At 35.4% G+C, this 21,852-nt stretch carries 35 protein-coding genes and 1 tRNA gene; 18 read left to right on the forward strand and 18 right to left on the reverse strand.

Translation table 11 applies throughout. The features are described from left to right. The first annotated feature begins 35 nt into the window (after positions 1 to 35). Entirely contained in the window at positions 36 to 602 is a 567-nt protein-coding gene (gmk, locus tag BM143_RS06880; protein ID WP_090023798.1) for a guanylate kinase, read from the forward strand. Positions 603 to 712: 110 nt separating this feature from the next. Further along, complete coding sequence (nadA, locus tag BM143_RS06885; RefSeq protein WP_090023799.1) at positions 713 to 1,732, forward strand: quinolinate synthase NadA; 1,020 nt, start codon at positions 713 to 715, stop codon at positions 1,730 to 1,732. Between the two features lie 59 nt (positions 1,733 to 1,791). Here nadA and BM143_RS06890 read toward each other — a convergent pair whose 3' ends face one another. The 8 genes from BM143_RS06890 to BM143_RS23935 form a co-directional block, all read right to left on the reverse strand. Beyond that, the gene (locus BM143_RS06890) at positions 1,792 to 1,998 is read right to left on the reverse strand and encodes a bacteriocin-like protein (protein WP_090023800.1); all 207 of its coding nucleotides are present in this window, start codon (positions 1,996 to 1,998) and stop codon (positions 1,792 to 1,794) included. A 150-nt stretch (positions 1,999 to 2,148) separates the two neighbouring features. Beyond that, positions 2,149 to 2,343, reverse strand: coding sequence for a bacteriocin-like protein (locus BM143_RS06895; RefSeq protein WP_090023801.1), 195 nt, complete (start codon positions 2,341 to 2,343; stop codon positions 2,149 to 2,151). A gap of 218 nt (positions 2,344 to 2,561) precedes the next feature. Continuing rightward, positions 2,562 to 2,762 carry a bacteriocin-like protein gene (locus tag BM143_RS06900; RefSeq protein ID WP_139222004.1) on the reverse strand — a complete coding sequence of 67 codons (201 nt, stop codon included), beginning with the start codon at positions 2,760 to 2,762 and terminating at the stop codon, positions 2,562 to 2,564. Between the two features lie 201 nt (positions 2,763 to 2,963). Then, positions 2,964 to 3,134 (reverse strand): bacteriocin-like protein, encoded by a 171-nt coding sequence (locus tag BM143_RS23925; RefSeq protein ID WP_156122751.1) that lies wholly within the window; start codon positions 3,132 to 3,134, stop codon positions 2,964 to 2,966. 33 nt (positions 3,135 to 3,167) lie between these two features. After that, the gene (locus BM143_RS06905) at positions 3,168 to 3,353 is read right to left on the reverse strand and encodes a bacteriocin-like protein (protein ID WP_090023803.1); all 186 of its coding nucleotides are present in this window, start codon (positions 3,351 to 3,353) and stop codon (positions 3,168 to 3,170) included. Between the two features lie 30 nt (positions 3,354 to 3,383). Next, entirely contained in the window at positions 3,384 to 3,560 is a 177-nt protein-coding gene (locus BM143_RS23930; RefSeq protein WP_167375248.1) for a bacteriocin-like protein, read from the reverse strand. 212 nt (positions 3,561 to 3,772) lie between these two features. Beyond that, the gene (locus tag BM143_RS06910; protein ID WP_139222005.1) at positions 3,773 to 3,973 is read right to left on the reverse strand and encodes a hypothetical protein; all 201 of its coding nucleotides are present in this window, start codon (positions 3,971 to 3,973) and stop codon (positions 3,773 to 3,775) included. Between the two features lie 125 nt (positions 3,974 to 4,098). Continuing rightward, positions 4,099 to 4,275, reverse strand: coding sequence for a hypothetical protein (locus tag BM143_RS23935; protein WP_167375249.1), 177 nt, complete (start codon positions 4,273 to 4,275; stop codon positions 4,099 to 4,101). Positions 4,276 to 4,335: 60 nt separating this feature from the next. On the opposite strand from BM143_RS23935, the gene thrA reads away from it, so the two are divergent. The 7 genes from thrA (at position 4,336) to BM143_RS06950 (ending at position 11,458) form a co-directional block, all read left to right on the forward strand. Continuing rightward, a complete protein-coding gene (gene thrA / locus BM143_RS06920) occupies positions 4,336 to 6,783 on the forward strand; it encodes a bifunctional aspartate kinase/homoserine dehydrogenase I (protein WP_090023806.1) in 2,448 nt (815 codons plus the stop codon). Between the two features lie 10 nt (positions 6,784 to 6,793). Further along, the gene (locus BM143_RS06925) at positions 6,794 to 7,735 is read left to right on the forward strand and encodes a homoserine kinase (RefSeq protein ID WP_090023807.1); all 942 of its coding nucleotides are present in this window, start codon (positions 6,794 to 6,796) and stop codon (positions 7,733 to 7,735) included. 10 nt (positions 7,736 to 7,745) lie between these two features. Then, complete coding sequence (gene thrC / locus BM143_RS06930) at positions 7,746 to 9,059, forward strand: threonine synthase (protein ID WP_090023902.1); 1,314 nt, start codon at positions 7,746 to 7,748, stop codon at positions 9,057 to 9,059. Continuing rightward, on the forward strand, positions 9,056 to 9,427 hold the full coding sequence (folB, locus tag BM143_RS06935; RefSeq protein WP_034723678.1) for a dihydroneopterin aldolase: 372 nt from the start codon (positions 9,056 to 9,058) through the stop codon (positions 9,425 to 9,427). The genes thrC and folB overlap by 4 nt, the downstream gene beginning before the upstream one ends. Positions 9,428 to 9,457: 30 nt before the next feature. Further along, on the forward strand, positions 9,458 to 10,816 hold the full coding sequence (locus tag BM143_RS06940) for a DUF4403 family protein (protein ID WP_090023808.1): 1,359 nt from the start codon (positions 9,458 to 9,460) through the stop codon (positions 10,814 to 10,816). Positions 10,817 to 10,840: 24 nt separating this feature from the next. After that, on the forward strand, positions 10,841 to 11,320 hold the full coding sequence (locus BM143_RS06945) for an RDD family protein (RefSeq protein WP_090023809.1): 480 nt from the start codon (positions 10,841 to 10,843) through the stop codon (positions 11,318 to 11,320). A 67-nt stretch (positions 11,321 to 11,387) separates the two neighbouring features. Next, positions 11,388 to 11,458 (forward strand) — tRNA-Cys (locus BM143_RS06950). Positions 11,459 to 11,620: 162 nt separating this feature from the next. Here the strand turns inward: BM143_RS06950 and BM143_RS23940 are convergent. Next, entirely contained in the window at positions 11,621 to 11,788 is a 168-nt protein-coding gene (locus tag BM143_RS23940; protein WP_167375250.1) for a bacteriocin-like protein, read from the reverse strand. Between the two features lie 211 nt (positions 11,789 to 11,999). Further along, the gene (locus BM143_RS06955) at positions 12,000 to 12,260 is read right to left on the reverse strand and encodes a hypothetical protein (protein WP_139222006.1); all 261 of its coding nucleotides are present in this window, start codon (positions 12,258 to 12,260) and stop codon (positions 12,000 to 12,002) included. Between the two features lie 195 nt (positions 12,261 to 12,455). On the opposite strand from BM143_RS06955, the gene BM143_RS06960 reads away from it, so the two are divergent. Together BM143_RS06960 and BM143_RS06965 are read left to right on the forward strand one after the other, a co-directional pair. Then, positions 12,456 to 12,953: a Panacea domain-containing protein gene (locus BM143_RS06960; protein ID WP_090023811.1), complete on the forward strand. Its 498-nt coding sequence runs from the start codon at positions 12,456 to 12,458 to the stop codon at positions 12,951 to 12,953. Beyond that, a complete protein-coding gene (locus BM143_RS06965) occupies positions 12,946 to 13,389 on the forward strand; it encodes a hypothetical protein (protein ID WP_090023812.1) in 444 nt (147 codons plus the stop codon). Before BM143_RS06960 ends, BM143_RS06965 begins: the two co-directional genes overlap by 8 nt. A gap of 7 nt (positions 13,390 to 13,396) precedes the next feature. On the opposite strand, the gene BM143_RS06970 is transcribed toward BM143_RS06965, so the two are convergent. Then, positions 13,397 to 13,669, reverse strand: a complete 273-nt coding sequence (locus BM143_RS06970; protein ID WP_090023813.1) for a hypothetical protein — start codon at positions 13,667 to 13,669, stop codon at positions 13,397 to 13,399. Position 13,670: 1 nt separating this feature from the next. Further along, a complete protein-coding gene (locus tag BM143_RS06975) occupies positions 13,671 to 13,892 on the reverse strand; it encodes a hypothetical protein (protein ID WP_090023814.1) in 222 nt (73 codons plus the stop codon). Between the two features lie 312 nt (positions 13,893 to 14,204). Between BM143_RS06975 and BM143_RS06980 the strand changes: the two genes are divergently transcribed. From BM143_RS06980 to BM143_RS06995, 4 genes are all read left to right on the forward strand, one after another. Then, on the forward strand, positions 14,205 to 15,131 hold the full coding sequence (locus BM143_RS06980; RefSeq protein ID WP_090023815.1) for an IS1595 family transposase: 927 nt from the start codon (positions 14,205 to 14,207) through the stop codon (positions 15,129 to 15,131). A gap of 1 nt (position 15,132) precedes the next feature. After that, complete coding sequence (locus tag BM143_RS06985; protein WP_090023816.1) at positions 15,133 to 15,354, forward strand: hypothetical protein; 222 nt, start codon at positions 15,133 to 15,135, stop codon at positions 15,352 to 15,354. Positions 15,355 to 15,424: 70 nt separating this feature from the next. Continuing rightward, the gene (locus BM143_RS06990) at positions 15,425 to 15,694 is read left to right on the forward strand and encodes a hypothetical protein (RefSeq protein WP_090023817.1); all 270 of its coding nucleotides are present in this window, start codon (positions 15,425 to 15,427) and stop codon (positions 15,692 to 15,694) included. Between the two features lie 91 nt (positions 15,695 to 15,785). Next, entirely contained in the window at positions 15,786 to 16,070 is a 285-nt protein-coding gene (locus BM143_RS06995) for a hypothetical protein (protein WP_090023818.1), read from the forward strand. On the opposite strand, the gene BM143_RS07000 is transcribed toward BM143_RS06995, so the two are convergent. Next, entirely contained in the window at positions 16,059 to 16,247 is a 189-nt protein-coding gene (locus tag BM143_RS07000) for a hypothetical protein (RefSeq protein WP_090023819.1), read from the reverse strand. The two genes, BM143_RS06995 and BM143_RS07000, sit on opposite strands and share 12 nt — an antisense overlap. Positions 16,248 to 16,359: 112 nt before the next feature. Between BM143_RS07000 and BM143_RS07005 the strand changes: the two genes are divergently transcribed. Next, on the forward strand, positions 16,360 to 16,635 hold the full coding sequence (locus tag BM143_RS07005) for a hypothetical protein (RefSeq protein ID WP_090023820.1): 276 nt from the start codon (positions 16,360 to 16,362) through the stop codon (positions 16,633 to 16,635). A gap of 81 nt (positions 16,636 to 16,716) precedes the next feature. Here the strand turns inward: BM143_RS07005 and BM143_RS07010 are convergent, their stop codons facing one another. The 3 genes from BM143_RS07010 to BM143_RS07020 form a co-directional block, all read right to left on the reverse strand. Further along, entirely contained in the window at positions 16,717 to 17,277 is a 561-nt protein-coding gene (locus BM143_RS07010; protein WP_090023821.1) for a DUF6705 family protein, read from the reverse strand. Between the two features lie 106 nt (positions 17,278 to 17,383). Then, positions 17,384 to 17,953, reverse strand: coding sequence for a DUF6705 family protein (locus tag BM143_RS07015; protein WP_090023822.1), 570 nt, complete (start codon positions 17,951 to 17,953; stop codon positions 17,384 to 17,386). Positions 17,954 to 17,964: 11 nt separating this feature from the next. After that, positions 17,965 to 19,008: a hypothetical protein gene (locus BM143_RS07020; protein WP_090023823.1), complete on the reverse strand. Its 1,044-nt coding sequence runs from the start codon at positions 19,006 to 19,008 to the stop codon at positions 17,965 to 17,967. A gap of 403 nt (positions 19,009 to 19,411) precedes the next feature. On the opposite strand from BM143_RS07020, the gene BM143_RS23945 reads away from it, so the two are divergent. Then, positions 19,412 to 19,558: a hypothetical protein gene (locus tag BM143_RS23945; RefSeq protein WP_167375251.1), complete on the forward strand. Its 147-nt coding sequence runs from the start codon at positions 19,412 to 19,414 to the stop codon at positions 19,556 to 19,558. 404 nt (positions 19,559 to 19,962) lie between these two features. Next, complete coding sequence (locus BM143_RS24125; protein ID WP_185116531.1) at positions 19,963 to 20,136, forward strand: bacteriocin-like protein; 174 nt, start codon at positions 19,963 to 19,965, stop codon at positions 20,134 to 20,136. Positions 20,137 to 20,284: 148 nt separating this feature from the next. Here the strand turns inward: BM143_RS24125 and BM143_RS07025 are convergent, their stop codons facing one another. After that, positions 20,285 to 21,013, reverse strand: a complete 729-nt coding sequence (locus BM143_RS07025) for a hypothetical protein (RefSeq protein ID WP_090023824.1) — start codon at positions 21,011 to 21,013, stop codon at positions 20,285 to 20,287. A gap of 31 nt (positions 21,014 to 21,044) precedes the next feature. Continuing rightward, a complete protein-coding gene (locus BM143_RS07030) occupies positions 21,045 to 21,773 on the reverse strand; it encodes a hypothetical protein (protein WP_090023825.1) in 729 nt (242 codons plus the stop codon). Between the last annotated feature and the right edge of the window lie 79 nt (positions 21,774 to 21,852).

The raw sequence follows: 21,852 nt of genomic DNA on the forward strand, positions 1-21,852 counted from the left end.
TCATCATTCATAACTCATCATTCATAACTAAAAAAATGGATAAAGTAATCATATTTTCAGCACCGTCTGGAAGCGGAAAAACTACATTAGTAAGACATTCTCTGGAAACATTTCCTGAACTCGCATTTTCTATCTCATGCACGACAAGACAGCCGAGAGGAAGTGAAGCTCATGCCGTGGACTATCATTTTTTAAGTCCTGATGAATTCAGACAGAAAATAGCAGAAGATGCTTTTGTAGAATATGAAGAAGTGTATACTGACAAATATTACGGTACTTTAAAATCTGAAGTGGAAAAGATCTGGAATCAGGGAAAAGTGGTGATCTTTGATGTGGACGTAAAAGGAGGAATTTCTTTAAAAAAATATTTTGGAGAAAAAGCCTTGTCTATTTTCATTGAACCGCCTTCCATAGAAGAATTGGAACGAAGATTGATCTCCAGAAACACAGATGATGCAGAAACCATCAAAACCCGAGTAGCAAAGGCCGGAGAAGAAATGACCTATGCGAAAGAGTTTGACAGGATCGTAATCAATACCGATCTTGATGAAGCAAAAAAAGAAATAGAAAGTTTAATAAAAAATTTTATAGAAAGAAACTAGAAGCTAGAAATTAGAAGTTAGTTGTGCCGTTATACCCATTTAAGTCACATCGAAACTCTAACTTCTAATTTCTAAATTCTAACTTCTATAATCAAAAAATTGAGGTTGATATGAGTACCGAAACATTAGAAAAAGCTAAATCTGCGATTCCCGTAAGAGGATTTCTGGATATAAAAGATATAGCGATTCCTCAAGGAGAAGAATTAGTGAAAGCTATTCTTAAGCTTAAAGAAGAAAAAAATGCGGTGATCCTTGCCCATTATTACCAGCCGGGAGAAATTCAGGATATTGCGGATTTCCTTGGAGATTCTTTACAGCTGGCCAGACAGGCCAAAGATACCAATGCAGACATGATCGTATTCTGCGGAGTACATTTCATGGCTGAAGCCGCTAAAATTCTGAACCCGACTAAAAAAGTAGTTCTTCCGGATACGATGGCAGGATGCTCTCTGGCAGACGGATGTTCAGGAGAAGGCCTTAGGAAAATGCGTGAGCAGCACCCGAATGCCCTGATCGCCACGTACATCAATTGTAATGCTGAAACCAAAGCAGAAAGTGATATCATCGTGACCAGCTCAAATGCGGAAACAGTGATTGAAGCTTTACCAAAGGACAGACCTATTATTTTTGCACCGGATAAAAACTTAGGAAGATATCTTTCTAAAAAAACCGGTCGTGATATGATCCTTTGGGATGGAAGCTGTATCGTACACGAAGCATTTTCTATGGAGCGAATTGCCCAGCAGCTGGCTGAAAATCCGGATGCGAAAATGATCGCACACCCTGAAAGTGAAGAAGCAGTTCTGAAACTGGCTCACTTCATCGGCTCAACTTCTGCCCTGTTAAATTTTGTTGAAAAAGACGACTGTCAGAAATTCATCATTGCTACTGAGGAAGGAATTCTTCACGAAATGAGAAAACGTGCACCGCACAAAGAACTGATTCCGGCTCTGGTTTTTGATGAAAGTTGTAACTGTTCGGAATGTTTCTACATGAAGCGTAATACCATGGAGAAACTGTATTTGTGTATGAAATACGAACTTCCGGAAATTCTTATCGACGAAGAGCTTCGTTTAAAAGCTCTTAAACCTATCGAAGCGATGCTGGATCTTTCTAAAAGTATTAAATAATCAGAATTAAATAATAAAAGGTACTGTTTCCTAAATATAGCAAACAGTACCTCTTTTTTTTATGGTTCAGGATTGACACACTCCATACTTACAAGGACACACATTTTACAGTGATCCGGAAGTCCCTGATACGCTGAACATGGGTATTTATATCCAGGGCCATCTCCAAAAGTAGCATCTTGAGGACATCCTGAACATCTTGAAGGCCCAGCTGCTCCGTTTACTTTCCCCAATTCCTTTCTTGTTAATTTCTTTAAATTTTTCATAATAATTTTAATTTTTTAGAATTTTAAATATAATAATTTTGTCTCATATAGGTGATATACAAGTTTTAAAAAATTTAAAATTCTTAAAATACAGACATCTGAACAGTCCTTTTAAAAGAAAAAAAACACCATTCTTAAACAGTGCTTTTTTTATAACGGTCCGGAGCATAAATAATCCACCTTTACCCTTAATTTACAGCATTCCGGTAAAGCGTGAAAATCATCGCATGTTCTTGGATAATCCGGTCCCGGTCCATAAGGTCCCGGAGGACAGTTTTCGAAACAGCCATTTCCTCCGTTAATGGATTTCAAATTTCCCCTGTTTAATTTTTTCAGATTTTTCATTTTATTTATTTTGATCTACTAAATATAGTATTTTATCCCTATACAATGAAATATTAACTTTTAAAAATCAATAAGTTAGGAAAGGAAAATAAAAGAGCGGAGATGAGAGATGTAAAAGCCGGAGGAAAGTATTGACCTCAGTTTCGTTACTTCTATTTTTAAATCCCCATAATTAATCATCGAAGAAACGTCTTTCATCTCTGCTCTTTAAGTCCGGATTAGTTAACAATAAGCCCTACACAACCCATATGTACGATATACTGCCCTTTACAGCAGTCGCTCATAGCATTATACTGTTGACAGCTGCGGGTAGCACCGGATCCCGGAGGTCCAAAAGTAGTTCCTGCAGGGTAAGGACATCCTCCGGGGCAAGCAGCACCGTTGATGTTTTTCAATTGTTCTTTTGATAATTTTTTCATAATATTTTTTTTGAGATTGATATAATGATGTCCAGAAGCCTGAAGTTGTAAGAAGGAAGTTAAAAGCAGCACCACAACGCAACTTTATTAATTTTCAAACCATTATCTGTTAAAAATGAACATCTGATAGTAACTTCCAGCCTCCATCTTCCATCCTCGAACTTCTTTAATCGTCATTTTCTTAGGCCAGGTTAAGGCCAGCTACACCATCGGAGGATAACAGGTTCCGCCGGGTGTTCTCCAGCATCCCCACGCACCACCTCCACGGAAACATACATAAGCAGCACCGCCACAGGTTTCGATTTGAAACTCAGTAAAGCCACCGCTGATCTTACTTTTTTCTTCTCTCGAAAGTTTTTTCAGGTTTTTCATATTGAATGTATTTTAATGTGTTTTCTTAAGATCTTACCATCCTCCTCCTTCTCCGGGAACTACAAAATCATTGCAGTTCGCTGCGGCAGAAATGCACGTCTTTCCTTTTTCACACCATTTACGGCCTTTTCCGCAATAGATGTAAGTAGGACCATCAATTCCAGCTGCTCCCTTCACGGTTTTCAGCTCTTCTCTTGAAAGTTTCTTTATATTTTTCATAATGATCTGTTGAATTATATTTCACGTCAATTAAGCCCCGATTTCTACCGGAATTTTTCCACAATAAATTCCTTTGGGAATACATTTTTTTGAATATTCACACCAATAATGAGTGTAAATGCAGACACATGGAAACGGGCCACAATCAATCCCAGCACCCGCCACTGTTTTTAATTCTTCTCTGGTCAATTTTTTAAATTTTTTCATAATATTCTGAGTTTTAATTACTGTATGTATTAATTTTTCACATCTTATTGATATGTTAAACAAATATGAAACGTACAGATTTCAAAACAAAACCAGAATTAACAGGTGTAGCTAAATATTGAGTAAGTGATCCGTTTTGGGTGATTACCGTTATTCTGCATAAAAAAAGACTGCCTTTTCAGACAGTCTCTTGAATTCCTTTTATATTCCGATTATTGAAAACACGCCGAGCTAACAAGAACACAGGTACTGCAGCTTGCCGTAACAAGTTCATAGTAATCCTCACATGAGTAGGTATAGCCTGCTGCAGAACCACCAGGACCAAATCCGCCTCTAGGGCAGCTTTTACAGTTGGCAGCAGCTCCATTAATCATTCCCAAATCTTTTCGGGTCATTTTCTTTAAATTTTTCATGTTTATTTTGTTTTATTTTAACGCCTAAATATAGCAGTTTTACTGGAGAAACAAAGCTTAAAATCTAAAATATTTCTCTTTGTCATGAATTAAATAACACCAATCTATACCCTTAATTAATATTGTCATCTCAAAATAATTTGTACATTTGTTCCGTAAAGAATGAACTTTCTAAGAAACATATCAGCTATTTCTACACCGGAATTACTTATTTCGGGGCTGTCTTCTGTTTCTACATCAACGACTACATCTACAACAACTACCCCGTAGCGGGGTACATTTTCACATATCATTTCCTGCACCCGTCCTCTTTTTTTTAAAAGAGCCAACATTCGCTTTACCCAACCTCAAATACATAGTAGATGAAAGTCTTAAAATTCGGCGGTACATCCGTCGCCAATGCCCGAAATATTCTTCTGGCAGAACATATTATCAAAAAAGAATCTTCACAGAACAGGATTATCGTTGTAGTTTCAGCCCTTCATGGAGTTACCGATAGTCTTATAAAAGCTGCGGAATATGCTGCTGTTAAAGACGAAAATTACATCCCGATCATCAAAGATCTTGAAGAAAAACATCTTGAACTGGTCAAAGAACTGATCCCGGTTTTAGAACAGAGTTCTTGGCTCAGCTTCGTTAAAAAACACTGTAACGATATGGAAGATATCTACAACGGAATCTTTGTATTGGGCGAATTCACAGATAAAATCAGGGACAGAATTACTTCATATGGTGAATTTCTGTCTTCAAATATTATGGCAGCCAGGCTTCATTACGGCGGACTGGACAGTCTTTGGATGAATTCATCTGAACTGATCAGAACAGACAACAACTTCACTCATGCTAAGGTAGATTTTGACTCCACAGACGAAAATCTGAAAAACTATATTGCCGGACATCAAAACCAGATCATCGTTGCACCCGGTTTTATAGCTAAAGATCAAAACGGCAACGCTACCACATTAGGACGCGGTGGCTCCGATTATACTGCAGCCATCGTTGCAGCGGCTGTTTCTGCTGAGGAACTCCAGATCTGGACTGACGTAAGCGGTATGATGACTGCAGACCCGAGACTGGCATCCAATGCCAAACCTATTCCTGAGATTTCCTATCATGAAGCGATGGAATTGTCACATTTTGGGGCTAAGGTTCTTTATCCACCGTCCATACAGCCTGTCATGGTAAAAAACATCGATCTTAAAATCAAAAATACATTTGATCCGGACGCTTATGGAACTTTGGTTTCCCACAATCTCAATAAGTCTGCAGACGAAAAGCAGCCTGCAGCAGGTGTTTCGAATATGAGTCATATCGCTCTTCTTACTTTGGAAGGAAGTGGAATGGTAGGAATTCCGGGCATTTCTGCAAAGCTATTCCAATGTCTGAGTTTTGAAAAAATAAATGTGATTCTCATTACCCAGGGATCTTCGGAACATTCTATTACCATAGCTGTAAATGAGAAAGAAGTATTTCACGCCGAAAATGTGGTGAATGCAGCTTTTGAAGATGATATACAGCTGCAGAGAATGGCTCCTGTAAAAATAGAAACCGGACTTTCAATTGTTGCTCTGGTTGGAGAAAACATGAAGAACAGAAGCGGTCTTAGTGCTAAAATGTTCGGATGTCTCGGAAATAATGGAATCAATATCAGAGCTATTGCCCAGGGATCTTCTGAAAGGAATATCAGCATTGTTATTTCTGAAAAAGACACCAAAAAGGCCGTCAATATTTTACACGAAGAGTTCTTTGAATCGGAAATTAAACAGGTTCACCTTTATATCTGTGGAACCGGAAATGTGGGTTCAAAACTCGTACAGCAAATTTATGAACAGAACGGTTATCTGCAGGAAAATCATTTGATCAATTTAAGAATTGCCGGAATTTCAAACAGCCGGAAGATGTACTTTTCCGATCACGGAATTTCTGAAAACGAATTCAGCAGCTGGAATGATAAAGCGATGGAAGCTTCTATCCATGGATTTGCAGACGAAATTATTTCACGGAATCTCAGAAACTCAGTATTTATCGATGTGACCGCCAGTTCATCAGTCCCGGAAGTGTATGAAGATTTATTAAAAAGAAGTGTGAACATTGTAGCCTGCAACAAAATAGCAGCCTCTTCAGATTTTGAACAGTATAAAACATTAAAAAGAACAGCCAGAAATCATAACTGTAATTTTTACTTTGAAACCAATGTAGGCGCCGGACTTCCCGTGATTGGAACCATTAATGATTTAATGAAAAGCGGTGACAAAATCACATCTATTCAAGCGGTACTTAGTGGAACCTTAAATTTTGTTTTCAATAATTATGATGGAAGCAGGACCTTCTCTGAGGTGGTGGCACAAGCGCAAAAAGAAGGTTATACAGAACCGGATCCGCGTCTGGATCTTACAGGAACAGATGTAGCCCGCAAGATTTTAATTCTGGCCCGAGAAGCCGGATATGCGCTTCAGTTTGATGAAATTGAAAACGAAAGCTTTCTTCCCGAGGAATGTCTTCAGGGAAGTGTGGAAAACTTTTATCTGAAGCTTACCGAGTATGAAGATCATTTCAAAAGTTTACTGAATGATGCCCAAAAAGACGGCAAAATTTTAAAATACACCGCTGATTTTAAAGACGGAAAAGCCAAAGTTGGTCTGCAGCACGCCGCTCCGGACAGCGATTTGTATCATCTTTACGGTAAGGACAATATCGTCATCTTTAAAACTTTAAGATATTCCGAGCAGCCTCTTGTGGTAAAAGGTGCCGGTGCAGGTGCTGAAGTTACGGCCAGTGGTGTTTTTGCAGATATTATAAGATCCGTTTAAAATAAATCATATGAAAAAAATAAAAATAAAAGTTCCGGCCACCGTTGCTAATCTGGTTTGCGGATTTGATATCCTGGGAATGGCCATCCACGAGCCTTACGACGAAATGGAACTGAAATTACTGGACAGCCCGGAGATCATTATCAGGCATGAGGATCATTTCGGGCTTCCGGAAGAACCTTCTCAAAATGTAGCAGGCGTTGTTCTGCAGAATATCCAGCAACATTTTCAGTTGACGAAAGGTTTTGAAGTAACGATTCGCAAACATATTAAACCGGGCAGCGGGCTCGGCTCCAGTGCGGCAAGTGCCGCAGGAGCCGCTTTTGGGGCCAACCTTTTGTTAGGAAATATTCTGTCTGATGAGGAACTGGTTCACTTCGCCATGTTTGGGGAAGAGCTGGCTTCCGGAGTTCGTCATGCCGATAATATTGCACCGTGTATTTATGGTGGTATTACATTGGTAAAATCCTCCTCTCCTATTGATATTATTCCGTTGAGCACTCCCAATTTGTTTGTGGCAGCTGTACATCCTCAGGTTGAAGTGAAAACCTCTGATGCACGACAAATCCTAAAGAAAAATATTCTCCTGAAAGACGCGGTAGAACAGTGGGGAAATATCGCAGGACTCGTAGCGGGAATTCTAAAAAATGATATTCCATTGATCGGACGCAGTTTGAATGATGTATTGATAGAGCCAGTCCGCAGCATATTGATCCCAAAATTTGATGAAATTAAAATGAAAAGTTTAGAAGCGGGAGCTCTTGGTGGTGGAATTTCAGGTTCCGGACCGTCCATTTTTATGCTGGCAGAAACCAAAGAAACGGCAGAAAAAATTGCTCAGCTCATGAAATCAGTCTATGACAAAATTGAGATTGAGAGTTTTGTATACGTGTCAAAAATAAATCCTGCGGGAATAGAGATCGTTGAAGAAATTAATGATGAAAACCAATAAAGCAAAGACAATGAAGTATTATAATTTAAAAGACAACCAAGAAACCGTTGATTTTAAAACGGCCACTATAAAAAGCCAGGGCAGTCAGAAAGGATTATTTTTTCCGGAAACGATTCCTCAGTTTGATCAGGAATTCATCACCAATCTGCAACTCTACTCCGATGAGGAAATTGCGTTTCGATGCATGAAAGATCTTATCGGGGATGAAATTCCCTCAGAAGAATTAAAAAAAATTGCCGCTGAAACGGTCAGCTTTGATATTCCATTAAAAAAAATTAATGAGCAGATATCTGTTCTGGAGCTTTTCCATGGCCCTACTTTGGCCTTTAAAGATGTCGGTGCAAGATTTATGAGCCGTTGCCTTTCCTATTTTCTGAAAGATCAGGATAAAAAAGTAACGGTACTGGTCGCCACTTCCGGTGATACAGGAGGAGCTGTTGCTCATGGATTTCATCATGTTGCAGGAATCAATGTGGTTATTCTTTATCCTAAAAACAGGGTAAGTCCGGTTCAGGAAAAACAGCTTACCGCACTGGGTGGAAATATCTCTGCCCTGGAAGTTGACGGAAATTTTGATGATTGCCAGAACCTTGTGAAGCAGGCTTTCTCAGATAAAAGCATTAATTCTGAACTGTTTTTGACATCCGCCAATTCCATTAATATTGCAAGGTGGCTTCCTCAGCAGATTTATTATCTATTAGCCCTAAAACAATGGCAACAGCAGGAAAATACAAATCCTGTGATTGGTGTTCCTAGCGGAAATTTTGGAAATATTTGCGCTGGACTTCTCGCCTATTTCCGGGGACTTCCTGCCGGACACTTTATTGCAGCCTGTAATGAAAATGATGTGGTTCCGGATTATCTGAAATCCAACGAATATCATCCTAAAAAAGCAGTAGCCACTTTGTCTAATGCCATGGATGTGGGAGATCCAAGCAATTTCACCAGAATCCTTGAACTGTTCGGACATCAGTTTGAAGATCTGAAAAACATGATCTCAGGCTATTCTGTAGATGATGAATCTACCTTGAAAACCATAACAGAGGTTTATGAAAAGTACGGATATATCCTTGATCCTCACAGCGCTGTTGCCTTTACATCTCTCGAACAGTATCTGAATGAAAATCCGGGTAAAAAAGGGTTTATTCTGGGAACCGCTCATCCTGTGAAATTCCCTGAGGCAGCGGAAAAAGCAGCGCATATCAGAATTGACATTCCTGAAGCTCTGAACGATCTGATGAAAAAGGAGAAAAAAACTGTAGAAATACATGCAGATTTTGAAGAATTAAAGCGATTTTTGCTGAATAAAAATCACGAACAATGAGCAAGATCTTTCTTGAAGATGTAAAAATATATGCGTACCACGGGGTTCTTCCCGAAGAAAACATCATCGGCACCTATTATATTTTAAATGCGGAACTGCACACGGATCTTTGGAAGGCCGCTGAAACGGATGACCTGAATGATACGATAAGCTATGCTGATATCAACGGAATCATTCATCAGGAAATGGCTATCAAATCCAAGTTACTGGAGCATGTGGCGGGAAGAATTACGATGAAGATCCATGAAAGTTTTCCTCAGATTTCTTACATCAAATTGAAAATCACAAAAACTTCCCCACCCATGCAGGGCGAAATGAAAGGCGCAAGCATCGAACTGGAAAGAAGTTTCAAACCCGGTGATCAATAATTTTTATTTCACTAAAAAAAACATAAAGAATTGAAATCCATCACATTATTATTCTTATTAAGTTTTGCCATAGTTTTCGGCCAGACTGCAGGTGATACGCCAACGTATAATTTTCCTAAGATCAGATCCAGCATCACCATGCCGGTCACCATTCCGCTTTCTGAGATCAGTAATATGATCAATGCTTCGGTAAAAGAACTGGTATTCCAGGATGATTCGTTTACGGATAACAATAACGATCAATTCAAAGTAAAGGTCTGGAAAACTCGTCCTATCCGTCTGGTAGGCGGAACCAGCCAAAATATACTGATTGAAGTTCCCCTGAAAATCTGGGCGGAAAAAGGAATCGGTACTTTGGGCGTGTATTCTTACCAGAACACAACTTTTGAAACGGTGATGTCTTTTAACACCACCATCAATTTTAATAATAACTGGACGATCTCCACCAATACGCAGCCTAACGGTTTCAGATGGGTCACAAAACCTGTCCTGGATTACGGAAAAATACAGATCCCGATCACTTCGCTGGTTGAAAAAAGCCTGAAAGAACAGCAGGGAAAATTTGCTAAAACGATTGATCAGCAGATGAATGCCCAGCTTAATTTCCAACAATACGCGGTGATGGCCTGGAATGTTTTCTCACAGCCTTTTAATATTTCGGAGGAATATAATACTTGGCTGAAAATAAGTCCGGTGGGGGTTAACATCACGCCATTGAAGTTCTATGGAAATGAGATCACCACAAATATCGGAATGGATATTTATTCGGAAACTTTTACCGGAAGTAAGCCGGCTGCTTCACCCAACGTAAGATCAGCTGGTAACTTTACTCTTGTTCCTGTTTTAGCGGATAAATTTCTCCTGCAAACTACAGCCAATGTTCCTTTTTCAGAAGCAACGAATATTGCGAGAAATATGTTCATGAATAAAGAATATGACGTGAGGGGTTCAAAAGTAAAAATCAAAGACATCAGGGTTTATGGTTTGGATGGAAGAGTAATCATTGAGGCTGAAACGGAAGGCTATGTGAATGGTAAAGCACTAATCTCCGGAATTCCTGTTTATGACGAAACAAAAAAGAAGATTGTACTTTCCAATACGAAATTCAACCTGAGAACCGCCAATATCCTGCAAAAAACCGCTACGCTGCTCTTTAAAGGAAAGATCGTGAAAATGATCGAAGATGAATATGGAATTCCAACCCAGGATCTGGAACTGGCTTCGAAGAAAAGTATTGAAGAAGCCTTCAATAAAGAATATTACAAAGGTTTAAAAATGAATGGAAGAGTGTACAATCTAAAACCCGGCAGCATTCTCTTAAATGAATCAGGAATCACCGCAGTCATTGAAACCAACGCTACTTTAAAACTCATCATCAACGGAATTTAAATTTATAAAAACTAATAATCAATCATGAGAAAATATTTACAGATTATCGACAGAAACCGGGCTTCCAAGGGTGCAAGATTTGCCAATTATATGATTGATCTTATTGCATTTTATATTGTGTTCTTTGTTATTATGCTGGTCATTACCCTTATCAACCCTGCTTACGGGCATTGGTTTGCCAATACACATGATCTGCTGCAAAGATTGATAGGGGTTGTTTCCTACGCATTATTCTCTTTCTTCATTGAAGCTGTAACCGGCGGGAGAAGCCTTGGGAAGCTGATTACCGGCACAAAAGTGATTATGACTGACGGAGAAAAACCATCTGTGGGAGATTATTTTTTAAGAAATATCATAAGAGGAATTATCTTAATCGATCAGCTTTCATTTTTTGGAGAAAATGGTCTTCATGACAGCTGGAGCCATACCCGGGTCATCAACATCAAAAATTATGATGCTGAAAGACAGCTAAAAAGCGATATCAACAGCATTGGAGCGAAATAAATTATTTAAAAATTTTTGTTCATTAAGAATTTTTGCTATATTTGCACACCTCAAAAATGGTAAAAATGGTACTTTGGCCGAGCGGCTAGGCAGTGGTCTGCAACACCATCTACAGCGGTTCGAATCCGCTAGGTACCTCAATAAAACCTCTAATTAAAATAATTAGAGGTTTTTTGTTTTTCGTTTTCCCAATTATTTTATATACTTCTCTGTTTTTACAACCTAAACTCCAGAAAATTAAATACTGAAACCGGAAAAAATAATGATAATAAAAAATCCCTCAAATTGAGGGATTGTATCTTATAATATAGGAATGCAATAGCAATTACAAGCTGCGTCCGGTTCTGGCCCACAAATACCTGTAGCTTCGCAAACATACATATATCCTGGTTTGCAAATACCATCTCTTCCTCCGCCACCTTTAATTGCTTTTAAACTCTCTCTGGAAATTTTTTTGAAATTTTTCATAGCTTTAATATTAATTAGGAGCTAAATATAGCAATTATTCACCAAACAAAGAGTTATAACGAGAGAGTTTAATTACTATGGCAATTGATAACACACTATTATTAAAATCATTAAATTTTTTATTTTAATTTTCGTTAATAATTTAGGTAACTATATACAATTGTACACAAGATAGAAAATAAAAAGAGAACTTATTTAGTTCTCTTTTTTGTTATTTAGCTAATTCCTCAAAATATAAACTTAGCTGTAGGTTATTTTCACCATATTGTTTATTCCAAACTCTTCCATCAACTGTTCCTAGGCTAACTTTATTTAATGATTCAATATACTTTAAAAAAGTTTCCTTTTCTTCATCTGCAATGAAATCAACTATGGATATATAATCTCCAATAGAAGGTGATTCTTCAAGTTGAACTGGATCAATACTTATTCCTAATTCTATTAGTTCATCTGCTAAAAATGTAATTTTCATGTTTATCGTTTTGACTAAAATACAAAATAATACGTCAAGTTCTGTCGCTGTTAGGTGCGATTTTTGTTGATAAATAGTTGAGTTAAAATTATGATAGTTAAAAGCGCTTTCATATTTTTGCAAACTTTTTGACATTGAGACACAATAATATATATATTTGTACTTTAAAACTCTAAAAAATAAAAAATTTTCATCGTGGATAATATTAAGACATTAGGGAAAATAAAAGCTTCTTTACTTGCTGATTTTATTCTTCAAGTTTATGGATATATGTCACATCTTAAATTGCAAAAGTTGGTTTACTATTGTGACGCATATCATTTAGCTTATTTTGATGAAGAACTAGTTCCTGAAAACTTTGAAGCATGGGTACATGGACCTGTCTGTAGGGAAATTTACAATGAACTAAAAGATAAATCTGTTTTATATTCTGATATTTATAAAACTTTTGACGAAAGTATTTATGATCCTAAATCTATACTAAAAGAAAGTTTGACAACCGATCAATTAGAAGTTTTAAAAAATGTTCTAGATGAGTTATCAACATGGACTGGTTTAGATTTAGAAAATGCTACACATAAAGAATTTCCATGGATTGAAGCAAGGTTTGGTTTCTCACCAGCTGAAAAATGTGATGTTTTTATAAATAAGGAAACCATGAAACAGTTTTATAAAGCTGAAATGAATGGCTAAACCTTTTTATAAAAAAAAGCCCACATCTATTATAAAAGAAACCTTAGAAACAAAAAAATCAGTTCGCGATACATCAAGTAATTTTAAAGTTTCTTTTCAATTTTTAGATACATCTCAAAAATTTGGATCAACATATAAAGATTGGCAAAAAGTAGGCCTTTTATCAAAGTTATTGGATACTTTTTCTGGATACTGTTGTAAGCCATTATTGGAACAAGTTGATGGAACTAAGTTTACTGTTTATGGAAATTTCCCAGTAAAAGATAAGACTATGTTTGATTTCCCTACACATGTTCCACCTGATGCAAATTGGGCGAGAATACATGTCACTGGAGCAGCAGTAGTTGTTGGGCATATTGTCTCTGATACATTTTATGTTGTTTTTCTTGATAAGACTCATAAATTTTGGCTAACAAAAAGAATAACTAGTAATTAGTGAATTGTTATTTAAGTATATTAGTCTCTATTTCCTTTTCTATTTCTTGAAAAGTTTTATGATCATTAAATTTTAAGCTATCAATTATTCTTATAGCTCTTATTTTATATGGATCTTTTGTGGCTTCTTCTTTTTTTATGATTGATTCTATTTCCATCTTCTTTATTTTGCTTTTAAGTTCCATATTATCAGATTTCAATTGAGTAAGCTCTTTTTGTTGTTTTGCATAATCACAAGAAAGAATCATAAATGCCGAAATGATTAAAAATAAAGATTTCATACTATTTTTTTTGGGGGTTGTCAAAACTATATTTATAGTTGGTTTTATACACACCTTTCTCATCAATTTGATATAAGTCTCCGGTTTTTGTATCAAACAATGAGGAGTTGTTTCCCGAATATTTAAAATAGTATCGGCCAGAATCGGAAGTATATCTACCTAATAAAAATCCTGCAACTAATGCAGAAAGAATTGCAATAGTAATTAATAAGTAATTTTTCATTTGTTATAAGTTTTGTTTCACTCAGTTCCAAAATGAAAGGTTTATAAATACAGAAAGCGTGGAACTTAACCGTATTTATTCTTGCGAGGCTCTGGTAAGCCATTAGGTAATAAACAGGAAAGCCCACGCCATATGGCATGAGCATTCGCATATTTATTTACACCTAATTTTGAATTTACCAGATTCCGCAAGGTATATAAACTGCTAACGCTTTGTTTCGTTAAAATTTGAACTACAAAAGTAGGAGTTTAAATTCTTAAAAAACTATATGAAATGTTTTTTTTCGTAAATTAGTTATGCTAAAAACACATCATGATAAACACAAATATTAAATCGGTATTGGAGCTATTGAATACTTTTTCAACAGAAGAAATATGTATTGAATATTTAGAGCAGATTAGATGGGGCGGTATTGTTGAAAGTCCTTTTGATTCTACTTCACAAGTTTATAAATGTAAAGGCAATAATTATAAATGTAGGAATACCGGAAAATATTTTAATGTTAAGACTGGATCAATGTTTGAAAATACTAAGATTAGTCTTCGTAAGTGGTTTTTAGCTATCTGGCTTATTACTTCTCATAAGAAAGGAATTAGTTCTATACAGTTATCAAAAGACATTAATGTTACTCAGAAAACAGCATGGTTCCTACTTCAAAGAATAAGAGCGTGTTTTGGGGTAGAAAATAGTAACGAATTAGAAGGAGTTGTAGAGTGTGATGAAACGTTTATCGGTGGAAAAAATAAGAACAGACATAAAGATAAAAAAGTGAAGAATTCCCAGGGTAGAAGTTTTAAAGACAAGACTCCAGTAATGGGAATGCTGCAAAGGGATGGGAAGATGAATGCGTTTGTAGTCCCAGACACTAAGCGAAATAGTATTCAGCCGCTAATATGTAGATTTGTGAATCCTGAAACGACAAGACTTATAAGTGACGAATGGTTTGGATATACGGGATTGAATAAGTATTACGATCATAAGGTAATCGATCATTCTAAAAAAGAATATGTAAGTTTGCAAGACGAATCTGTACATACAAATACTATTGAAGGCAGTTGGAAAATATTGAAAAGTTCAGTAAGTGGAATGTATAATCATGTATCCCGAAAACACCTGCAGAAATATGTTGATGAATTCGTTTATAGATTTAATCTAAGAAAATATCCGGACAATGAAAAGTTCAAACACTTATTACTAAATAGTGATGTGAGAACTAAATATAAAGATTTAGCTGCTTAAAATGTTAATACAAGAACTTAAAAATAAAAACGTTAAAAGCGTAATAATTAATGGTATCGAATATTTTGATGTTAGGGACATCAGAGACAATCATCCTGATTTGAAAGTGGATATTGATAAAATAATTATTGTTGAAAAGACTTCATATATTACTTCTGATAACATTCACAAGCTAACAGATTTTGATATAGTAATGAAAGATTTTTTTAAATCTAAAAACTAAATATATCAAGGATATATTATTTCACGACACATTCTGTCGCATTACCGCTATAGCTTTGGAAAAATATATTATGAAACTTAAAGCTACAATAAGGGAAGAAATTCATCCAGACGATAAGAGTGTTATCGTAGAATTTCATGGTGATGAAAGTAAACAGAATTTCGAGCTACACTGTACATTCAATCCATATCAACAAGGAATTCGTAAATGGGATATATGGGAATTTAAAATACGTCTTAAATCAGAAATATTTGTAGATTCTAAGACAGATGACAAGTCATATTTCACTCACTTATTCTGTGATGAAGCTACTACAGTAAATTCACCATACATTAAATAAAAGAGCCAATGTGTGGATATATAATATAAAAAACTTTTCCCTATAATGGGAAAAGTTTTTTATATTAGTGAAAACTAAAAGCCATATACTTATGAATAAACTCTTAATCACTTATGATCTTATCAAACATGGACAAGATTATCCAAATTTAATAGAAAACATAATTAAAATAGCACCACCACAGATGATTTGGCATTGTTTAGAATCTGTCTGGATTGTTAGGTGTAATTCTACTGCAGAAGAAGTTAGAAACTTTTTGGAGCAATTCATTGATGAAAATGATAAATTATTAGTAATTGAATTGACAGGTACTAGTGCTTGGAAAGGATTCGATGGAGAATGCAAAGATTGGTTACTGTTAAACTTACCTGATTAAATCTTGCTCAATATTAAATATTTTGAAATAAGCATTATGCCTATCTAATCCTTCATTGTAAGGAGCTTTCAATTTTTCGGAATCAAAATGATAAGCATCATTTACACTCCAAAAATATCTATTGATAAGCATTTTCTTAAATGCGTTTGAAAATTCATCAAAACTTAAATCTGCCATAGCTTTATTTTTAAGTAAAGTTACGGCAGATATCTTTTTTTGAAGGTTTGCTAGACTTTCAATAATTTAATATTTCTAGATTTTTTGTAAATTCGAATAAACGATAATAATTATGATAGATTTTTCACAAGAAGATAAAGAATTGATTTTATCAGCATTCGAATTTGAAAAAGAAACACTGTCTAAGGATGAATACGAGAAAGAGAACCTAACAATAGTATATAAAATCACGCATGAATTGGGAAAGCAAGATCCAGTTCTTTCAAAAGAAGATCTTGATCTAATAATTGAATACTTAGGTATACTTCACCACAATAAAACAGACTATACTCAATCTAAAGTTTTAGAATTAGAAAGAAGAATTAAAGATTGGAATAAAGAATTATAAACAAAAAAGAGAGCCAAAACGGTTCTCTTTTCTATTTGCTATATTTGTGTACAATTGTATATAGTTACCATAATTTAATTCTTATTGCTTTGTAAAAACTAAATTTTCTGTTTCTGGAAGGTATATATTATAGTCCCTGTCTGGTGGACAAGTAATATCATTTGATGTTGTTGTTCCGGGATAATATCCCCAATAAAATTGGGTGTCGTTTATTTTCTTAAATACAATAGTACCAATTCCTACACTACAGTTTCCACCGGAAAAAAGAAGAGTAACCTTATTTCCGTTTTCATCAGGATAAGCACTTTTTACAGAAAGCTTAGAGTCATTGGTAAAATTTTTATCTAATGTACTTTCCAATATCATTCCACTTTTCTTAACCTCATATCTTACAAATAACTGATCTCTATAATAATTTTTATTAAAAAATTCTATTGGTTGCTTTATTTGTTTTACAATCTTAAGGATTATAGTTTTATCATGAAATGATGCTGTCCATGTTCCTGTATAGAAATTGAGATCATCATTTAAATCTTTAAAATATGAATTTATAGGAATGTTTTCAGCATAAGTCTTTAAAGGGAAAGTTTGCTCCTGAGCTTTACAGGAAAAAAAGAATAAAATAAATATAACATTTTTCATTTTTCACAAATCTCTTCTCATTTATTAAAAAAACTAGGACTCTTTTTGTCTATAGTCCTAAAACTATACAAAAACAACTCCAGATCATTGATCCGAGACTGTAATTCTATTGCTTCGTAAAAACTAAATTTTCTGTTTCTGGAAGGTATATATTATAGTCCCTGTCTGGTGGACAAGTAATATCATTTGATGTTGTTGTTCCGGGATAATACCCCCAATAAAATTGGGTGTCGTTTATTTTCTTAAATACAATAGTACCAATTCCTACACTACAGTTTCCACCGGTAAAAAGAAAAGTAACCTTATTTCCGTTTTCTTGTGTATAAGCACTTTCTACAGAAAGTTTAGTATCGGTAGTAAAATTCTTATTTAATGTACTTTCTAATATTACACCACCTTTCTTAACCTCATATCTTACAAATAATTGATCTCTATAATAATTTTTTCCAAATCTTTCGATGGGTTCCTTTATTTGTTTTGTTATTTGCAAAATAATTGTTTTATCCTGGAATGTCGCTGCCCATGTTCCTGTATAAGCATTTAATTCATTGTTTAAATCTTTAAAATATGAATTTTCAGGAGATCCATATGCAGATGTACTTAAAGGAAAAATCTGCTGTTGGGCTTTACAGGAAAAAATAAATAATAATGTAAGTATAAATATAATATTTTTCATAAAATTCTTTTTTAATTATGACAAGGTGAAGAGCCTAGGTGCCCCTGAGAGTTCTGAGCTATTGTTAAAACTTTATTGTCTTCTATTCTTTGTAGTATAAGTTTATCTTTCAATCCCATTCTGTCCAAAGTAGAAAAAAAAATACTTTCTAATTTCTGACTTGTGGAAAGATTATTATCATGAACTATTTCTAAATAATCTTTCCATTGCATATTATCAAAGTATTTTAATTGAGCATCAGAATAACTTCCTGAAATTGGAAGATCTGCATGACTACCATTGAAATAAATTACATAATGTATGCCATTAGGAGCTACTACTCCCATATAACCATTACCAGTACTTCCTATACTCTGATACCTTACAATTTCAATCAAGGTAGAAATATCTGTTGCAGAAAAAATATTGACCCCTGTCCCAGTATGGTTATGATATCCACCATTCATAGTAGACGGATCTCCAAAACTTACACGGTGAGCACTGTTTTGAGTAGTTTGAGATGGTGCTCCTGTTTTATTTAGCCTCCATCCTTTTTCTCCGCCTTGACCACTAGCCATATGTTCTTTTAAATTTGTTACTACATTCTTCACATCATTGTTCTGCAACAGTTCTTTTGTTGTTTCGCAGGGGTCTTTTTGTTCCGGCGTATAAGGATACCCTCCACCTCCCGTGCCTCCGCCTGTACAGTTTTCTTCTAAACAGTCACCTGGTGTTGTAGGTTCCGTTAAAACAGGTCCGGAAGGCTTACACCTGGTTTCATTGAATGTATCAACCTGTAATACCTGTCCTGTGGTTTCACTAGTCCATGTCCAGGTAACCTGTACAGTGTAACAATTCGATTTGGAAAAAGCTTCATTTTCGTTTCCACTGATAATTTTTCCTTTAAGTTGGTTTCGCTCTTTAAAAACTAATAAATTAAAAAAATCATTAGAGTTTTTTTCATTTTTTATTTTAAAAAATACTCTATCTCCTATGCGTTCAGCGGTAAGGATATAATTTATTTTCCCATTTCTTGAAATAGGAACTTCCAGAAAGCTTTCATCAAATGTACCCATTGTCAGAGCAAAGTCCCATAAAACATTTCCATATTTACCGGAAAAATAATTTTTGTCAGCATATTGATCGAAAATTTCCTTTACATTTCCAATATACTTTTCATCTTCTTTCCAGAGGCTTTTGTTGGTATAATCGTTAGAGGAGGGATTAGAAGCATCCGAATCAGAAGATATTTCATCATGGATGCAGGAATGTAGAAAATGCTGACCAGCATCAAAAGCAGCATTTGAATAATTATTTTTTTTTTCATAAATGTTTTGTTTTTAGGCTTTAAATATATATAAATTTTCAAATAATCGTGAGAAAAAATACTTTAGGCTATTCAACTATTATTATAATCTCAACCAATAATTAGTGATTTTAAATTATTTGTATATTCAGGCAAATAAAAAAATTAGAAATATGAGAATCAAAATTTTCAGTTCAATGTCGGCGAATAAGACAGAAAAAGAAGTTAACGACTTTTTAGCGACTACCACTTATGAAATTATTGACATTAAATGGGCGTGTGATGGTACTTACGCGGTAATGGTCATTTTCAAAATGTAATCAACAAAAATATTTAATCTATACAGTTTAAAATCGGAGGATCTGATAAAATTCAGAACACAAAAAAAGCCTCCCGGGGCACGAGAGGCAAAATTTTTAAATTTTGTAAGAAAGATATACTATTAGTGATGTGTTGTTTTTAGTTCAAGGTTTGTGCCGTTCAACATCTTAAATCCAAAAATCGTGACTTTTGTGGTATCTTTTCTTTTTTGCTCTATGAATCTCACCATTACTTCAACATTGATAATCTGTAGACATTCATAAAAACAATTAAATGATCTTTCATTTAGACTGAAATTTATCTTACAAAATGCTTAATTAACATAATAAAATTCTCTAAAAAATTAATTCCCCATTAATGGAATAGTATTATATTTGAAATCTAACGAATTAAATACTCAACTATGAAAAATTTCAAAAAGCTAACTAGAGAAGATTTAAAAAATGTAGCAGGTGGAGGAGCAGTTCCATATTGCAGAGTTGGATACATTTATATGTGCCAGGCAGTGGGTGCATGCATTCCTGAACAAGATATGTGGGATTGTGTATGTGGTTGCGTTCCAAAAGTTAAGCCTTAATAATTTAGACCCTTCTTTTTTAAGAGGGGTTTTTCAATGGCGCGCTTTTCTAGTTTAGTATTTTGCTTTTACTTTTAAATACATTCCATAAAAAAATCCCGCCTGAAGCGGGATTTACTGTTATCATTCAAAAAGTTATTTTTTACTTTTATAGCCGGAAAACTGTAAAAGTATATGTTCTGGCTATGTTTCCGTTATTGGTAATGGTATACGTATTCGCAGCCGTTTTAACCAGGGTATAATCAAATTGGGTACCTCCTCCACCGTCAGCACAACCGGTTACATTCGCAAATTGAAGTCCCCAGGTTGCTGATGTTCCGGCTCCGCCCGCAGAGCTTGATACAGTTCCTACTTTGTCCCTTGCAACAGCACTTAAATATCCTAGTGCTATATCAGAGTACATATAAGTGGAAATCATTGTTCTTCCACAAGCATTTCCAGATCTCACGATCAGCATTCCTGCCGGAATATTGACTGCAGCAGGTATTGTAACGGTGCCACTTGCTCCCGGCAATATGCTCGTGCTGTTTATAGAATAACTGTATTTTGCTGTGGTTACATCTCCGGTAGCTCCTCCCCTTATCAGGAGGTCATGATCTGCAGGAACCTGACGAAGCAGATTCTGAATACGCAGACTCTGATTACTGGCATCAACATCTAATTTTCTTTGCGGAGATACGTTTCCAATTCCTGTATTTCCGGATGATGTAATGATAAAATCATTGGCCTCCTGACCTGCTGTAGGAACTCCCGAAACAGCATTATCCTTCGCAGCGTCTATATGGAATAATCCCTGAGTATTGCTTGTATTAATCCCAAATTGCGCATAACTCAGAAAAGACGTGAGTATATAAAGTATGATATATAATTTCTTCATAATTTTATTTTTTTGTAAAAATCAGAAAAGATTACAAACGGAAAATAGTCACCACATAGGTTCGTGCTACATTCCCGTTGTTTACAATCAAATAGCTGCTGGCTGTAGGTTTTGAAACCGTAAAATCAAACTGAGTAGTATTTCCTGTAGTACAAGTTACAGTTCCGGGAAACTTAACGGACCATACGCCGGAACCTCCACCTCCACCTGGTATCGGAGCAATGGTTGAGGTGCCCACTTTATCACCTGCAATAGATGTTGCATATCCAAGAGAAATATCCGAATAAATAAAATTCGTAATCATGTTTGCACCGCATGTGTTACTTGTTTTAACCACCAGCATTCCGTTTGGAATACTTATACTGGCCGGAATAGTAACGGTGCCGTTTGCTGCCGCTGCTACAGTAATGCTTGTTGTATAAACATACCGTGTGGCTACTACGTCTCCGTTGGCTGTATTGATCGTAAGAAAATCATGATCATCAGGAATTTGCTGGGGTAGATTTCTAATCCTGAGACTTGCGCTGCCGGCATCGATATCCAGCTTTTTCTGCGGAGCTATCAAACCTATTCCAACATTCCCGGCAGCAGTAACGACAACATCATTAACCTGTTGTGCTGCTGTGGGCGCTCCTGTTGTAGGATTGTCCTTTCCTCCGTCCACATGAAATACAGTTTGTGGATTAGAAGTGTTAATACCAACCTGCGCAAAACTTAGCACAGCGGTACAGATGTAAAAAATCGAAAAAATTTTCTTCATAGATTGATTTTTTTAGTGAAGGTTTTTTATTGCTTTTAATTTGTGTCTTTATACGATAAACATTGACTTCAGACCTTTA

Source organism: Chryseobacterium oleae (assembly GCF_900115055.1).
In the GTDB taxonomy this organism is placed as follows: Bacteria; Bacteroidota; Bacteroidia; order Flavobacteriales; family Weeksellaceae; genus Chryseobacterium; species Chryseobacterium oleae.

Bases quoted from the DNA above. Each gene is read 5' to 3' on its own strand.
- folB (WP_034723678.1), top strand. From the start codon at position 9,056: ATGAGCAAGATCTTTCTTGAAGATGTAAAAATATATGCGTACCACGGG.
- nadA (WP_090023799.1), top strand. From the start codon at position 713: ATGAGTACCGAAACATTAGAAAAAGCTAAATCTGCGATTCCCGTAAGA.
- BM143_RS23945 (WP_167375251.1), top strand. From the start codon at position 19,412: ATGAGAATCAAAATTTTCAGTTCAATGTCGGCGAATAAGACAGAAAAA.
- BM143_RS07010 (WP_090023821.1), bottom strand. From the start codon at position 17,277: ATGAAAAATGTTATATTTATTTTATTCTTTTTTTCCTGTAAAGCTCAG.
- BM143_RS07030 (WP_090023825.1), bottom strand. From the start codon at position 21,773: ATGAAGAAAATTTTTTCGATTTTTTACATCTGTACCGCTGTGCTAAGT.
- BM143_RS06925 (WP_090023807.1), top strand. From the start codon at position 6,794: ATGAAAAAAATAAAAATAAAAGTTCCGGCCACCGTTGCTAATCTGGTT.
- BM143_RS06995 (WP_090023818.1), top strand. From the start codon at position 15,786: ATGAATAAACTCTTAATCACTTATGATCTTATCAAACATGGACAAGAT.
- BM143_RS06965 (WP_090023812.1), top strand. From the start codon at position 12,946: ATGGCTAAACCTTTTTATAAAAAAAAGCCCACATCTATTATAAAAGAA.
- BM143_RS06990 (WP_090023817.1), top strand. From the start codon at position 15,425: ATGAAACTTAAAGCTACAATAAGGGAAGAAATTCATCCAGACGATAAG.
- BM143_RS07000 (WP_090023819.1), bottom strand. From the start codon at position 16,247: ATGGCAGATTTAAGTTTTGATGAATTTTCAAACGCATTTAAGAAAATG.
- thrA (WP_090023806.1), top strand. From the start codon at position 4,336: ATGAAAGTCTTAAAATTCGGCGGTACATCCGTCGCCAATGCCCGAAAT.
- gmk (WP_090023798.1), top strand. From the start codon at position 36: ATGGATAAAGTAATCATATTTTCAGCACCGTCTGGAAGCGGAAAAACT.
- BM143_RS07020 (WP_090023823.1), bottom strand. From the start codon at position 19,008: ATGGGTACATTTGATGAAAGCTTTCTGGAAGTTCCTATTTCAAGAAAT.
- BM143_RS23940 (WP_167375250.1), bottom strand. From the start codon at position 11,788: ATGAAAAATTTCAAAAAAATTTCCAGAGAGAGTTTAAAAGCAATTAAA.
- BM143_RS06985 (WP_090023816.1), top strand. From the start codon at position 15,133: ATGTTAATACAAGAACTTAAAAATAAAAACGTTAAAAGCGTAATAATT.
- BM143_RS06970 (WP_090023813.1), bottom strand. From the start codon at position 13,669: ATGAAATCTTTATTTTTAATCATTTCGGCATTTATGATTCTTTCTTGT.
- BM143_RS06900 (WP_139222004.1), bottom strand. From the start codon at position 2,762: ATGAAAAAATTATCAAAAGAACAATTGAAAAACATCAACGGTGCTGCT.
- BM143_RS07015 (WP_090023822.1), bottom strand. From the start codon at position 17,953: ATGAAAAATATTATATTTATACTTACATTATTATTTATTTTTTCCTGT.
- BM143_RS23925 (WP_156122751.1), bottom strand. From the start codon at position 3,134: ATGAAAAACCTGAAAAAACTTTCGAGAGAAGAAAAAAGTAAGATCAGC.
- BM143_RS06945 (WP_090023809.1), top strand. From the start codon at position 10,841: ATGAGAAAATATTTACAGATTATCGACAGAAACCGGGCTTCCAAGGGT.
- BM143_RS06905 (WP_090023803.1), bottom strand. From the start codon at position 3,353: ATGAAAAATATAAAGAAACTTTCAAGAGAAGAGCTGAAAACCGTGAAG.
- BM143_RS06980 (WP_090023815.1), top strand. From the start codon at position 14,205: ATGATAAACACAAATATTAAATCGGTATTGGAGCTATTGAATACTTTT.
- BM143_RS07005 (WP_090023820.1), top strand. From the start codon at position 16,360: ATGATAGATTTTTCACAAGAAGATAAAGAATTGATTTTATCAGCATTC.
- BM143_RS06890 (WP_090023800.1), bottom strand. From the start codon at position 1,998: ATGAAAAATTTAAAGAAATTAACAAGAAAGGAATTGGGGAAAGTAAAC.
- BM143_RS23930 (WP_167375248.1), bottom strand. From the start codon at position 3,560: ATGAAAAAATTTAAAAAATTGACCAGAGAAGAATTAAAAACAGTGGCG.
- thrC (WP_090023902.1), top strand. From the start codon at position 7,746: ATGAAGTATTATAATTTAAAAGACAACCAAGAAACCGTTGATTTTAAA.
- BM143_RS24125 (WP_185116531.1), top strand. From the start codon at position 19,963: ATGAAAAATTTCAAAAAGCTAACTAGAGAAGATTTAAAAAATGTAGCA.
- BM143_RS06975 (WP_090023814.1), bottom strand. From the start codon at position 13,892: ATGAAAAATTACTTATTAATTACTATTGCAATTCTTTCTGCATTAGTT.
- BM143_RS06910 (WP_139222005.1), bottom strand. From the start codon at position 3,973: ATGAAAAATTTAAAGAAAATGACCCGAAAAGATTTGGGAATGATTAAT.
- BM143_RS07025 (WP_090023824.1), bottom strand. From the start codon at position 21,013: ATGAAGAAATTATATATCATACTTTATATACTCACGTCTTTTCTGAGT.
- BM143_RS06955 (WP_139222006.1), bottom strand. From the start codon at position 12,260: ATGAAAATTACATTTTTAGCAGATGAACTAATAGAATTAGGAATAAGT.
- BM143_RS06895 (WP_090023801.1), bottom strand. From the start codon at position 2,343: ATGAAAAATCTGAAAAAATTAAACAGGGGAAATTTGAAATCCATTAAC.